This window comes from Acinetobacter sp. L-24 (assembly GCF_056857555.1).
In genome coordinates, this window is record NZ_JBSXNI010000048.1 from 98,371 (window position 1) to 112,439 (window position 14,069).

The 14,069-nt window shown below is 42.3% G+C and carries 13 protein-coding genes; 1 reads left to right on the forward strand and 12 read right to left on the reverse strand.

The window, feature by feature from the left end; genetic code table 11:
- Positions 1-8: 8 nt before the first annotated feature.
- From dnaB to ppsA, 11 genes are all read right to left on the reverse strand, one after another.
- Positions 9-1,451, reverse strand: a complete 1,443-nt coding sequence (dnaB, locus tag AC13CK_RS16180; RefSeq protein WP_005247269.1) for a replicative DNA helicase — start codon at positions 1,449-1,451, stop codon at positions 9-11.
- 216 nt (positions 1,452-1,667) lie between these two features.
- Positions 1,668-2,114, reverse strand: a complete 447-nt coding sequence (gene rplI / locus AC13CK_RS16185; protein WP_004278793.1) for a 50S ribosomal protein L9 — start codon at positions 2,112-2,114, stop codon at positions 1,668-1,670.
- Positions 2,115-2,123: 9 nt separating this feature from the next.
- Positions 2,124-2,351, reverse strand: coding sequence for a 30S ribosomal protein S18 (gene rpsR, locus AC13CK_RS16190; RefSeq protein ID WP_004278792.1), 228 nt, complete (start codon positions 2,349-2,351; stop codon positions 2,124-2,126).
- Positions 2,352-2,363: 12 nt separating this feature from the next.
- Positions 2,364-2,750: a 30S ribosomal protein S6 gene (rpsF, locus tag AC13CK_RS16195; RefSeq protein ID WP_004278789.1), complete on the reverse strand. Its 387-nt coding sequence runs from the start codon at positions 2,748-2,750 to the stop codon at positions 2,364-2,366.
- A gap of 438 nt (positions 2,751-3,188) precedes the next feature.
- Positions 3,189-4,067, reverse strand: a complete 879-nt coding sequence (cyoE, locus tag AC13CK_RS16200) for a heme o synthase (protein ID WP_425879828.1) — start codon at positions 4,065-4,067, stop codon at positions 3,189-3,191.
- Positions 4,068-4,077: 10 nt separating this feature from the next.
- Positions 4,078-4,404: a cytochrome o ubiquinol oxidase subunit IV gene (locus AC13CK_RS16205; protein WP_004645410.1), complete on the reverse strand. Its 327-nt coding sequence runs from the start codon at positions 4,402-4,404 to the stop codon at positions 4,078-4,080.
- Positions 4,404-5,024, reverse strand: a complete 621-nt coding sequence (gene cyoC / locus AC13CK_RS16210) for a cytochrome o ubiquinol oxidase subunit III (RefSeq protein WP_004278786.1) — start codon at positions 5,022-5,024, stop codon at positions 4,404-4,406. The genes AC13CK_RS16205 and cyoC overlap by 1 nt, the downstream gene beginning before the upstream one ends.
- A 4-nt stretch (positions 5,025-5,028) precedes the next feature.
- The gene (cyoB, locus tag AC13CK_RS16215) at positions 5,029-7,017 is read right to left on the reverse strand and encodes a cytochrome o ubiquinol oxidase subunit I (protein WP_004278785.1); all 1,989 of its coding nucleotides are present in this window, start codon (positions 7,015-7,017) and stop codon (positions 5,029-5,031) included.
- Between the two features lie 3 nt (positions 7,018-7,020).
- Positions 7,021-8,115 carry a ubiquinol oxidase subunit II gene (gene cyoA, locus AC13CK_RS16220; protein WP_482831309.1) on the reverse strand — a complete coding sequence of 365 codons (1,095 nt, stop codon included), beginning with the start codon at positions 8,113-8,115 and terminating at the stop codon, positions 7,021-7,023.
- A 298-nt stretch (positions 8,116-8,413) separates the two neighbouring features.
- On the reverse strand, positions 8,414-9,211 hold the full coding sequence (locus tag AC13CK_RS16225; RefSeq protein ID WP_004278783.1) for an RDD family protein: 798 nt from the start codon (positions 9,209-9,211) through the stop codon (positions 8,414-8,416).
- A 419-nt stretch (positions 9,212-9,630) separates the two neighbouring features.
- Complete coding sequence (gene ppsA / locus AC13CK_RS16230) at positions 9,631-12,009, reverse strand: phosphoenolpyruvate synthase (RefSeq protein ID WP_425879827.1); 2,379 nt, start codon at positions 12,007-12,009, stop codon at positions 9,631-9,633.
- A 154-nt stretch (positions 12,010-12,163) separates the two neighbouring features.
- Here ppsA and ppsR point away from each other — a divergent pair, with 154 nt between their 5' ends.
- Entirely contained in the window at positions 12,164-13,000 is an 837-nt protein-coding gene (gene ppsR / locus AC13CK_RS16235; RefSeq protein ID WP_004278781.1) for a posphoenolpyruvate synthetase regulatory kinase/phosphorylase PpsR, read from the forward strand.
- Positions 13,001-13,246: 246 nt separating this feature from the next.
- On the opposite strand, the gene AC13CK_RS16240 is transcribed toward ppsR, so the two are convergent.
- Positions 13,247-13,810 (reverse strand): NAD(P)/FAD-dependent oxidoreductase, encoded by a 564-nt coding sequence (locus tag AC13CK_RS16240; protein WP_425879826.1) that lies wholly within the window; start codon positions 13,808-13,810, stop codon positions 13,247-13,249.
- Positions 13,811-14,069: the final 259 nt, after the last annotated feature.

Consider the following 14,069-nt stretch of genomic DNA (forward strand, 5'->3'; position numbering starts at 1 on the left):
GAGCCTGATTACTCTTCGTCATCATACTGAGCATAGAACTCAGGTGAGAGATTACTAAAGCGGGTATATTGACCTTCGAATGCCAGACGTACGGTACCAATCGGGCCGTTACGCTGTTTACCGATAATAATTTCGGCGGTGCCAGCTTCCTTGGATTCCTTGTTATAAACCTCATCCCGGTAAATAAACATGATCAAGTCGGCATCCTGCTCAATCGCACCGGATTCACGCAAGTCGGACATCACCGGACGTTTGTTTGGACGGTTTTCCAGCGATCGGTTGAGCTGTGACAGGGCAATTACCGGACATTGCATTTCCTTCGCTAAAGCTTTTAAGCTTCGGGAGATTTCCGAGATCTCGCCGACACGGTTATCGCCCATACCGGGTACTTTCATCAGCTGCAAGTAATCGACCATGATACAGCCCAGCTTTCCGCCATGCATTTTGGCAATACGACGCGCACGGGCACGTAATTCTGTTGGTGGTAGCGCAGAAGAATCATCGATATACAGATTTTTTTCTTGTAAATGCACAATGGTACTGGTGACTTTTGACCATTCATCACTGTCCATTTTACCAGAACGTAAATGTCCCTGATGCACGCGACCAAATGATGAAATCAAACGCATGGCGATGGAGTCGGCTGGCATCTCCATCGAATAGACCAGAGCAGGCAGGTTATTATTGAATAAAACACTTTCGACCAGATTCATGGCAAAGGTGGTTTTACCCATGGAAGGACGCGCTGCGACAATAATCAGGTCACCGGATTGCATGCCGGAAGTTTTGTTATCCAGTTCCACAAAACCAGTAGTTAAACCGGTAATGCTGCCTTCCATTTGCGACAGTTCATTTAATTTATCAAATACGTCTGCGACCACCGAGTTGATCGGCTTAGGGCCTTGCGCTTTGGCATTGTTATTATGCTGTTCAGCAATTGAGAAAATATTCGTCTCAGCCAGATCCAGAATTTCACTCACTGTGCGGCCTTTGGTGTCATAGGCATTTTGTAAAATTTCGGAGCTGACTTTAATCATGCTACGCAGGGTAGAGAATTCTTTAATTTTGCCTGCATAGGTTTCCAGATTATAGAAACTTGATGGCGAATCTGCCATCAGCTGCATCAGATATTCTTCGCCACCAATTGCATCAAGCAAGTTTTGTTTGATGAGCCAGTCATGCACCAGAACCGCATCATAAGGCGAGTTTTCTTTAGAGAGCTGCTCAATGGCACGGAAGATATATTTGTGTCGGGTGGCATAAAAATCATTTTCGGTCAGCACATCACCGACCTGCTCAAAAGATTCAGCCACAGTCATAAGGGCAGCAAGTACAGCCTGTTCAATTGCTAAATTGTGAGGTGGAGTACGGAACTCCTTGAGATTGCTATTTTCAGTAACAATTTCCGGTTTAGCAGTAGCTACCTTTTTGCTGGCATTCGCCTGTGACATATAAATCCCTGATTTTAAATACAATAGTTAAATATCGTCGGAGATGAATAGCGTTTATTCACTACGAGATGAAATGATACGCGCTCTGATCAAAAATGCGAAGTGCAATTTTTTGTAAACACGAATAATAAAATGAATTTGACAGTGTTGGCTAGATTATATTTTTTAGAGATAAAAAAAGAGCATGCTTTCGCATGCTCTTTTTGAGGCGAGAAATTACTCAGCTACGATAGTAACTAGAACTTCTGCAGTAACATCATGGTGCAATTGGATTGCGATGTTAAATTCGCCAGTGTGACGAAGCGCGCCATTTGGAAGACGTACTTCAGCACGGTCTACTTCTAGACCAGCATTTGTCAACGCGTCAGCGATGTCACGAGTACCGATAGAACCGAATAGTTTACCTTCATCACCAGCTTTCGCAGTGATAACGATGTTCACTTCGTTCAATTGGTCAGCACGTGCTTGAGCAGCAGCCAAGATAGCAGCTTCTTCTTTCTCAAGTTCAGCACGACGAGCTTCAAAAGCAGCAGTGTTTGCTTCAGTTGCAGCAACAGCCTTACCTTGAGGGATAAGGAAGTTACGGCCGTAACCAGCTTTAACTGAAACTTTATCGCCTAGTTTACCTAGGTTTTTAATGCGTTGTAATAAGATAATATCCACAGCTCAACCTCACTTATGATTGTCAGTGTAAGGGATCAAAGACAAGTAGCGAGCTTGTTTGATAGCTAACGCTAATTGACGTTGGTAACGAGCTTTAGTACCTGTAATACGGCTAGGAACAATTTTGCCGTTTTCAGTGATGTACTGTTTTAAAGTGTCGATATCTTTGTAGTCGATGTACGTAACGTTCTCAGCTGTAAAGCGGCAGAACTTGCGACGACGGTAAAAACGTGCCATGTTATGTTCTCCTTAAGCTTCAGCAGAGTCTTGAGCGTGTTGTGCTTCTTCACGTTGAGCTTTACGCGCACGTTTTTCTTCAGCACTTTTCGCCAATAATGACTCTTCAGTGATAGCGTTTTCACGACGGATGATAAGGCTACGAATGATTGCGTCGTTATAACGGAACAATTCTTCAAGCTCATCAAGAGTAGTTTGACCACACTCAACATTCATAAGAATGTAGTGAGCTTTGTGGATCTTGTTGATTGGGTAAGCCAATTGACGACGGCCCCAGTCTTCAAGACGGTGGATTTGACCTTCAGCTTCTTTGATGTGAGTTAGGTAGCGTTCTACCATACCAACTACTTGATCGCTTTGATCAGGGTGTACTAAAAGTACGATTTCGTAATGACGCATTGTCAGCTCCTTACGGTTTGGACAGCCCCAATTTAAGTAAATTGAAGCAAGGAGTCACAACCAAAGTTGTGTCGCAGTGTTTGCGAAGGGGGAATTGTAGTGATCTTTAGGGATAATTTCAACCAAATAAGACATTTTTGCGAAATTATCTCTATAACCAGATCGATCATCAGAACCTGACTTTGGCTTTAAGCAAATTTGGACTGGTTAAATTCAGCACATGTATTGTTGCGAAGATCAAGCTTTACTTATCAGGCCAGAAAATCTAGAAAACTGAAGGATCGGAGTCTGGAACCAGAAAGATTGAATTTTCTAAGCAATCAGGAAGATCGAGGTTTAGCTTTATAAAGCCGAATTTTTGATTCTGCTCTACAACTATTGGAAGTAGGGGATTAAGAGAAATCAAAATAAAAAAAGATAGAGACTAACTCTATCTTTTTAAAAAAATACAATCTGTGTAGATGGCGCAGTTGAGGTAAAGCTAAAGATAATACTAATGACAGTAATCAGGATCACCGAGAACAAGAAATATTTCTTTGCCCAAAGTTGATCATTTTCAGCTTTAAATCCAATGACACCGATATACAACCAGTAAATGCACAGTAAGTTTAAAATCACTGCATAGAACCAGTTGGCATAACCAAAGACAAATAACGCATTCATGGTCAGCGTGAATAACACCACATAAACCAGTGATTCAATCTTGGTACGATGAATCGAACGTGCCACAGGCAAGATCGGAATGCCTGCATTTTTGTAATCATCAAAGCGATAAATCGCAATCGCCCATGAGTGAGGCATTTGCCATAGCGCATAACCTAAAAAGATCAGTAACGCACCGAGGTCAAATTGATTGGCCACTGCGGTATAACCAATGACAGGCGGAGCTGCACCAGAAATACTGCCTACAACAGTTTGATGAATTGTGGTTCGTTTTGTCCATAGGCTGTAGAAACCAACATATACGACAAAACCAATCACCGCGAATAAGAAAGCGTACGCATTTACCCAGAACCATAAAAGACTAAAACCAACGATGCCTAATACCAGAGCAAAGGCCAGGGCAACAGGTTCGGAAATGGTTTTGGTGACCAGAGCACGATTTTGAGTGCGCTGCATTTTTTGGTCGATGTCCTGGTCAATCATGTTGTTGACCACACATCCTGATGCTACGACAAGCGTAGTACCGAGAAGGGTAATAAGCAGGAGAAGGAAATCTACAGAACCTTGAGTGGCTACGAAGTAGCCACCCAAAGTGGTAACAAAGTTACCGAAGAGAATTCCTGGCTTAGTCAGGAATAAATACTTTTTCAGCATGACGACCAGTTTAGATCATCATGTTGTAGTGTAGGTAATTCATGATCCATACAGAACCCACTAAAAGAATAGCGATAGTTAAGATGGTATACACGAATGCAATCACGTTCCAGCGTTGCTCTGAAGAAGAGTTCATATGCAGGAAGTAAATTAACTGCACAAGAATCTGAGCAACCGCAGTAATCGCGATGACAGTAATCAAGATACCACGGCCAAAACCGCCTGCCATCACCATACCGAATGGAATTACGGTAAGAATGACAGAAAGGATGAAGCCAACAGTATATTGCTTAACGTTACCGTGTGATTCGCCAGCAGCGTTATGATCGTGACTCATTACAGAACTCCCATCAAGTAAACTACGCTGAATACACAGATCCAAACGATGTCAAGGAAGTGCCAGAACAAGCTTAGGCAAGCTAGACGACGCGTGTTTGCAAGAGTCAAACCATATTTCTTGATTTGAACCATAAGCACGATCATCCAGACCAGACCAGAAGTTACGTGAATACCGTGCGTACCTACCAAAGTAAAGAACGCAGATAAGAACGCACTTGTGCTTGGACCGTGACCCGCATGAACTAGGTGATTGAACTCATATAGTTCCATGCCGATGAAGATAGCACCGAATACCCAAGTAATCGCTAACCAAGTCAGTACTTTTGCAACGTCTTTTTTGTATGCAGCAAGAACTGCAAAACCAAAGGTTACAGAAGAGATCAAGAGGGCGAAGGTTTCAGTAAGAACGAAACCTAAAGAGTCGCCAAACAGGTCTCTCGCACTTGGAGTACCCACAGGAATGTGGCTACTCAAAACAGCGAACGCAATGAAGAGTGTGCCGAACAGGACAAGGTCACTCATCAAGTAAGTCCAGAAACCAAAGACGGTGATGTCAGTATCATCGTGATGATGATGCTCATCGTGTCCGTGGTTATCGTGATGAAGTACTTCAGCCATTGTCTTAGTCCTTCTTCAAGTGTTTTTCAAGAATCGCATAGCGTTCGTTTTCAATACGCTCAACTTCAGCAGCTGGAACATAGTAATCCACTTTCTTGGTGAAAGAAGACACGATGAAGCTAATGATAGAAGCAATGAACGTAACAACTACTAACCACCAGATGTGCCAGATTAAACCGAAGCCCATAACAGTGATGAACATCGCGATAACGAAACCGGCAGCACGGTTAGTCGGCATGTGGATATCTTCGTACTTCGTTGGTTTTGCATACGCAACACCATTTTCTTTCTCGATCCAGAAAGTATCAATACCATTGATCTTTGGAAGATGAGCAAAGTTATAGAACGGAGCAGGAGAAGATGTCGCCCATTCAAGGGTACGACCATCCCATGGATCGCCAGTCAAATCTAGACGTTGGTCACGTTGTAGGAAACCAACCACGATTTGCATGATGAAACATAGAATACCCAGTGCAACTAGAACCGCACCAAACATCGCGATATCTACATACGGGTCCCATTCTGGGTTGTCAAATGTATTCAAACGACGTGTCATACCCATGAAACCAAGGATATAAAGTGGCATGAATGCAAAATAGAAACCGAAGAACCAGAACCAGAACGCTGCTTTACCCCAAGTCTCATTCAGTCTCCAACCGAACATTTTCGGCCAGTAGAAGATGATACCTGCGAACATACCGAATACCACACCACCAATAATTACGTTATGGAAGTGAGCAATCAGGAATAAAGAGTTGTGTACCAGGAAGTCCGCTGGTGGAACTGCCATCAATACACCTGTTAAACCACCGATACCGAAAGTTACCAGGAAGCCTAGTGTCCATAGCATTGGAGTGGTGAAAACAATACGACCCTTGTACATGGTGAACAACCAAGAGAAGATCTTCACACCTGTAGGAATCGCAATAATCATGGTCATGATACCGAAGAACGCGTTAACGTTGGCACCTGCACCCATGGTAAAGAAGTGGTGAACCCATACAACGAATGACAATACTGTGATTGCTACTGTTGCATACACCATTGATTTGTAACCGAACAATGCTTTGCGCGAGAAAGTCGCAACAACTTCTGAGTAAATACCAAATGCTGGTAAGATCAGAATGTATACTTCTGGGTGACCCCAAGTCCAAATCAAGTTCACGTACAACATTGGACTACCGCCCAAATCATTGGTGAAGAAGTGGAAACCGAAGTAACGGTCAAGCGTTAACATTGCGATTGTTGCAGTCAACACCGGGAAAGCCGCAATAATCAATACTGCTGTACATAAAGATGTCCAGGTAAAGATTGGCATTTCCATAAGTTTCATGCCAGGCGCACGCATTTTGATGATGGTAACGAAGAAGTTAACACCCGTTAATAGCGTACCTAGACCTGAAATTTGCAGTGCCCAGATGTAGTAGTCCATACCTACGCCTGGAGAATATTCGATACCAGACAGTGGAGGGTATGCCATCCAACCTGTTGCAGCGAACTCACCTAACGCAAGTGAAACCATCATCAGACCCGCAGCGCCGGCGAATAACCAGAAGCTTAAAGAGTTTAATAATGGGAATGCAACGTCACGTGCACCGATTTGAAGCGGTACAGAGATGTTCATTAAACCAACTACAAGACCCATTGCCACGAAGAAGATCATGATCACGCCATGCGCGGTAAAGATCTGGTCGTAATGCTCAGGGTGTAGATAACCTTCGCCGCCACCTTTTGCAAGGAACTGCTGAAGACGCATCATGATCGCATCGGCGAAACCACGCAAAAGCATGATCACAGATACGAAGATATACATGATACCAATTTTTTTATGGTCTACAGATGTGAACCATTCGTTCCACAGGTAGCCCCATTTTTTGAAGTAGGTAATACCAGCAAAAACTGCGATACCACCCAGGATCATCATTGCAACAGTTGCCAATACGATTGGATCGTAAGGAATTGCATCTGGACCTAACTTACCTAAGAAGCTCATGTCTTATTCTCCTTGAGAAGCAGTCGCATGTTCACCAGCTACATGAGCTTCAGAAGCAGCCGCTTCGTGAGCAACAGCATCAGTCGCTGCAGCTTCTACAGGAGCTGAATGATCAGCACCGTGATAGTTACTCATATACTTGTGAATCACAGATTCAAACAAACCTTGCTCTACAGAAGAGTAGTAAGTCACAGGATGTGGCTTAGTAGGGTAAGGCTTCATTGCTTCAGCAGCAGCCTTCTCTTCAAGAGTTTCAGCTTTTGCAATAATCGCTTCGATCTGGTGTTTACCACGGTTGCCGTCACGTAAAGTTGCAAATTCAGCTTGGTCTAGAACAGTTTTTTGTACTGCATTAGGGTTAACTGAAGTACCGTTTCCTGCCTGAACAGCAGAAATCCATTCAGCGAATTGAGCATCAGTCACAGAATGTGCACGGAAGCGCATTTGTGAGAAGCCATAGCCTGAATAGTTTGAAGAGAAACCACGATAACCTTCAGCTGGACTAGTTTCATCAGCTAAGAAGTTAAGGTGAGTTTGCATACCTGCCATTGCATAAATCTGACCACTTAACGCCGGGATGAAGAACGAGTTCATCGTGAAGTTAGAGGTTAAACGAAGGCTTACCGGAGTTTGCTCTGGGAAACGTAATTCGTTAACAGTTGCAATGCCTTGCTCAGGATAGATGAAGATCCATTTAAATTGCTCAGCAATAACCTGAACAGTTAAAGGTGCTTTATCTGCTTCAATTGGACGGTATGGGTCATACTTGTGGGAACCCCACCAAGTTAACCAAGCTAAAATACCAATAATAATGACAGGGATACCCCATACCACAATTTCAATCGCAGTAGAGTGTGCCCATGTAGGTTTATAGTCTGCGTCTTTATTCGATGCACGATATTTCCAACCGAACCATAATGCCATGATGATTGATGGAATAACCACCAAAAGCATTAAGTAAATCGCAGTCATCATCAGGTTACTTTGACCTGCTGCAACTGGACCTTTAGAGTTCAGAAGTACCATATCACCACCACACCCGGTCAAGAGTGCAGTCATCGCAGATAAAGACAATACAGCTAAAATCGTTTGTCTCATTTTACAACCTCGGTGAAGAGTCCCATTCCCTAATTTAATATGGGATAGCGATTAAAGTGCACATGACAAAAAAGGCTGAATTTTACAAAACATCCTATTAATCACAATACACCGCTACGTTGTAGGGCATTATGCCTGAGATTCACGAACTAAGCTATATCTAGGGCGCTTTAAATGCCTGTAATAAAAACCGATTTTGCTGGTCTGGATTGGGGAGGATTTATGGGAATTTTATTTCAATTTCAAAGTTCTGTAATCAAAATGGGATGATATTCATCCCATTTTGTGTATTCCTGCACTATTGTTTCACAACTTGCGTTTTTGCGAGTTTATCGTGCAAGGTTTGACGTTTTTTGCCCAATCCGAAGGCCCAGTCAATAATTAAACTCAGTGGCATAAATACAATATTTAAAAATATGAAAAATACGCTACGAATAGTAAAGGCGCGCAACAGGCTGGTCTTTTCACCTGATTCTACATCTACAATTTTGATTTTCGTGAGCTTTTTACCAATACTTTGGCCTGATTTGGCAATCAGAAAGGCTTGAATGGCCAGCATGATAATCAAATAGACCGCTGTGGCAAGCCACGCCTGCTGAGAAAACATCTCAAACATTTGAGTCTGTAATTGCTGAGCCATTGCAGGATCTGCATCGCTACTCAGCACAACATTCATGAATTCTTCATTCAGTTGAGCAAACCGGGTTTCCTGTTCAGGCGTAAAAAAAGCAGTCAAAATGAAGGTTGCTGGTAGCCACAGTAATACGTCTACAATTTTGGCCAGGATACGGCTTGGAATACTGGCAAGTTCATTTTTTTGAGTTGCTGTTTGAGTATGAGGCTGTGAGTAGGCCGAAGTCGTTGGTTGGCTATTCTGGAATACCGGCGTTTCAGGTGTGACTGCTGGAGCGACATAACCTTCGGGTTGATATACCGATTTTCCTTGGGTAAGTTCACCTAAGGCTTTCCACTCGGTCATGCCTTGATGCCATGCCAGGTCAGTCAGCATGACTTGTTGATTCGCCAGCATCTGATTCAATTGCTCGAGCGTATATGGACCAGCTTGTTGATTGTTTCGGGCCAAGTAAATCTGCATATAGACTGAATCTCAATATATAAATGTGAACTGATAATAGCTTTGATCAAGATTGTATTGAATTCTGTTTTGAAAACAAACATCCTCTCATCGTAAGATATAGATTAATTGAGGATTTTCAATCATATTTGTCATTAAAAATGAGCCCATACAAAATTGCAAGGATCTGCATTCTTAAAAATATCTTCCTGAACATTCGATGGTTATTTATTATTATTGCCATTTTGATATGACTTTACTGTTGGTATTTGTTTGTCATTACAGTCTTTATGTGTTGATAAGCGTTGATTTAATTATATTTATAAATTCAATTGTTTAGCTTGTGATTGGGTCTTTAGTTATCAATTTTCAAACAATAAATCATAATATCTATCTCATAAAAAAGACCCTATCAAAGGGTCTTTTTTATTCACAATTGCTTATGCTTTTTGCACTTTTTCTTCAGCCAGGAAGAACCAAGTTTCAAGTACCGAGTCTGGGTTTAAAGACACAGAGTCGATACCTTGTTCCATTAACCATTGTGCAAGATCTGGATGATCAGAAGGACCTTGACCACAAATACCGACATATTTGCCAGCTTTACGACATGCTTGAATTGCAAGAGAAAGCAACGCCTTAACTGCAGGGTCGCGCTCATCAAATAGGTGAGAGACAATACCCGAGTCACGGTCAAGACCAAGCGTTAATTGTGTCAAGTCGTTTGAACCAATAGAGAAACCATCGAAATGTTCAAGGAACTGATCTGCCAATAAAGCATTGGTTGGAAGTTCACACATCATGATCACTTTAAGGCCGTTTTCACCGCGCTTAAGACCATTTAATGCAAGAAGTTCAATTACACGTTTCGCTTCAGCAACAGTACGAACAAATGGAATCATGATCTGGATATTGGTTAAACCCATTTCATCACGTGCCTTTTTCAATGCACGACATTCAAGTTCGAAGCAATCACGAAAGTTATCAGAAACGTAGCGACTTGCACCACGGAAACCTAGCATCGGGTTTTCTTCTTCTGGCTCGTATAACTTACCACCGATCAAGTTTGCATATTCGTTAGACTTGAAGTCTGACATACGAACAATGACTGGCTTGTCTGCAAATGCAGCAGCAAGTGTCGAGATACCTTCAACCAGTTTCTCTACATAGAATTCAATTGGAGATGCATAACCTGCAGTACGCGCCATGACTGCTGCACGTGTTTCACGTGGAAGGCTGTCAATATTGATTAATGCTTTCGGGTGAACACCAATCATACGGTTAATAATGAATTCAAGACGCGCCAGACCAATACCTGCGTTTGGAATTTGAGCAAAGTCAAATGCACGATCCGGGTTACCCACGTTCATCATTACTTTAAATGGAAGAGCAGGCATAGACTCAATTGAATTCTTTTGAATTTCAAAATCTAGTGCGCCTTCATAGATAAAGCCAGTATCACCTTCAGCACAAGACACAGTCACTTCCTGACCGTCTACAAGAACTTCAGTTGCATTACCACAACCCACGATTGCAGGAACACCAAGCTCACGTGCAATAATTGCTGCGTGACAAGTACGACCACCACGGTTTGTTACAATCGCAGCTGCACGTTTCATGACTGGTTCCCAATCCGGGTCAGTCATATCAGATACAAGAACATCACCGTCTTGTACTTTGTCCATTTCTTTAATAGACGTCACAATGCGGACTTTACCAGAACCAATGCGTTGACCGATTGAACGGCCTTCACAGATCACAGTACCGCGTTGTTTCAACAGGTAGCGTTCCATGGTGCCGACATTTTCACGGCTTTTTACAGTTTCAGGACGCGCCTGAACGATGTAAATCTTGCCATCATCGCCATCTTTTGCCCACTCGATGTCCATTGGTGCACCGTAGTGGTTTTCAATGATCAGCGCTTGTTTAGCAAGTTCTTGTAATTCTTGGTCGTTTAAAGCGAACTGTTGGCGTTCAGCTTTTTCAACATCCACGACAACGACAGATTTACCTGCAGATGCTTCTTCACCATAAATCATTTTCTGGTGCTTAGAACCCAGGTTGCGACGAAGGATCGCGTGTCGGCCTGCATTTAAAAGCGGTTTAGAAATATAGAATTCGTCCGGGTTAACTGCACCTTGAACGACCATTTCACCCAAACCATAAGATGCAGTAATGAATACTGCATCACGGAAGCCTGATTCAGTATCTAGCGTAAACATCACACCTGCAGCGCCAGTTTCTGAACGAACCATGCGTTGTACACCAGCAGACAGGGCAACTACATCATGGGCAAAGTTTTGGTGTACACGGTATGAGATTGCGCGGTCGTTGTACAAAGATGCAAACACTTCTTTGATTGCGATCAGAACGTTATCGATACCACGAATATTCAAGAAAGTTTCTTGCTGGCCAGCAAAAGAAGCATCCGGCAAATCTTCTGCAGTTGCAGAAGAACGAACGGCAACCGCGATGTCAGGGTTGCCGTTAGAAAGTTCTGCAAATGCTGTACGAACTTCTTGTTCTAATGCAGGCGTAAGTGGAGTATCCACAATCCATTGACGAATTTTTGCGCCAGTTTCAGCGAGTGCATTCACATCATCAACATTGAGTACAGCAAGCTCTGCATTGATTTTAGCGTTTAGGCCACTTTGCTCGAGAAATTCACGGTAGGCATCGGCAGTCGTTGCGAAACCACCTGGCACAGATACACCAGCATTTGATAAGTGGCTGATCATTTCGCCTAGTGATGAGTTTTTCCCACCGACCAGCTCAACGTCGTGCTTCCCTAATTTTTCCAGACCAATTACGCGCGCTTCCAAAGTTGTTACTCCACTTTTGCAGTATTAATCACTATCTCGGCATGAGAGTATAGCAAATCATCTAGGTTTTTGATTTTACTAAGCGACAGTCATGTAAGATCGGTTTACTATAAAGATTATATAGCACTAAGACAAATGTTGGAGGAGAATTTTAATGTCGGAAGGTAAACAAATTCAGCGTAGTGTTTTCTTTATTTCAGATGGTACCGCCATCACCGCTGAAACCCTTGGACACTCGCTGTTAGCGCAGTTTCCGCATGTGAAATTTGACATTCATATTATTCCTTACATTAGTTCCGAAGAAGCGGCTACAAATGTGGTGGCAGAGATCAATGCAAGAGCTCAAATCGACGGTGAAAAACCGCTGGTATTTGATACCCTAGTTGATCCCTATGTGCGCGACATTATTAATACTGCAAATGCAGTAAATCTCGATGTATTTGAAGGGCTTATTAGTAAGTTGGCTGATGAATTAGGCACGATTCCTACAACTTTAGTCGGGCAGACCCACGCGGTGACCGACTCTGAGTCTTATAAGGCCCGTATTGATGCTGTTCATTTTGCTTTAGATAACGACGACGGCGCACGTACCCGTCATTATGATAAAGCTGACCTGATCCTGATTGGTGTATCGCGGTCAGGTAAAACCCCGACCTCTATTTATCTGTCTTTGCAGTTCGGTATTCGCGTGGCGAACTATCCACTGACTGAAGAAGATTTGGATGATAACCGACTGCCAGCCGTGCTGCGACCGCATAAAAACAAGCTGTTTGGCCTGATGATTGATGCGGAACGCCTTGTGGCCATTCGTTCTGAGCGTAAGGCCAATAGCCGTTATGCCAGCTTTAGTCAGTGTCAGATGGAGTTGCGTGCGATTGAAGGAATTTATATTTCGGAAGGCATCAAGTACCTGAATGTGTCTGAAATGTCGATTGAAGAAATCTCAACACGTGTGTTGCAAATGACCGGTTTAAAACGTCGAATCGGTTAAGAAACCAGCCAGAGCCAAACTGCGGTTTGGCTTTGATTTATAGCTAAAAATTACAAGTAAGCATTGATTAATCGAAATAATGTATGAATTTTATAATTCTAAGAAAATACCAACTATCATATTCTGAAATATAAAAGAGTCTTCTTTGCTCATTCTGTTGAATAAATCATCATGTCGGTTCTTGATACGTAAATAAAAATCTCATTATCAGCTTACCAATTTTTTATTTTTACTGTTCAGTACGAGTTATTTTTCTGCTAAATAAGTATGAATAATGATAGCGACTGGATGCTGCTCACCATTGATACAATGAATCGTATTTTCCGAAATTTTCAGAATCGGCCAGGTAATCAGCTGGCAATTTTCACGTTGTAGAGCAGCATAATAATGATCTGATTTCAGATAAATTTTACGGGAAGATGCAAGATTTGGCATTAACTGGCGTCTTAGCCACAAATTCTGCACCTGATTTTCTAAAAACCGCAGAGAGAGTAGACTTTTAATGCGGTTGTTAAATAAGCGACGATTTTTACCAATTAGTGGATGATTAATAATCCGTTGCAGAATTCGGTCGGAACCAGGCAATACAAAAGCGGGATTAATCTGGAAAACTTTCACCGAACGGGCATATTGACTGATTTTATCCAGCTGGCTCACGGTAAACTGATCCGTGCCAATAATCGCAATATCTTTATCTGCATAATCCAATTCTAACAGTTCGGAAGAGGGCACTTTAATTCCATTAAACTGCTGAAAATGTTCGGGGCGATTTTCAAAAATACCAGCGTGTGGATCCTGCTTGGTAGACATTAGAATTCCTTGAATTTATTTAATAATTAATTTTCTTTGTATGAGATATAAACAAAAACTCAAGCCAGGGTAAAGTGAAAAATTTAACTTAGACAGTCATCTATTTGACCAAAATATAAAATCTGATTTTGTTGAGGCTGAATGGGTTTACAGGCGATCCAAAAAGAATGAATTTTAACTTGCTGAGATGGATGAAAGAAATGAAGTGTTCGTTCAAAGAAGAGGCTGTTTAATGGAGGAGGTCGATAGAAATGATTTT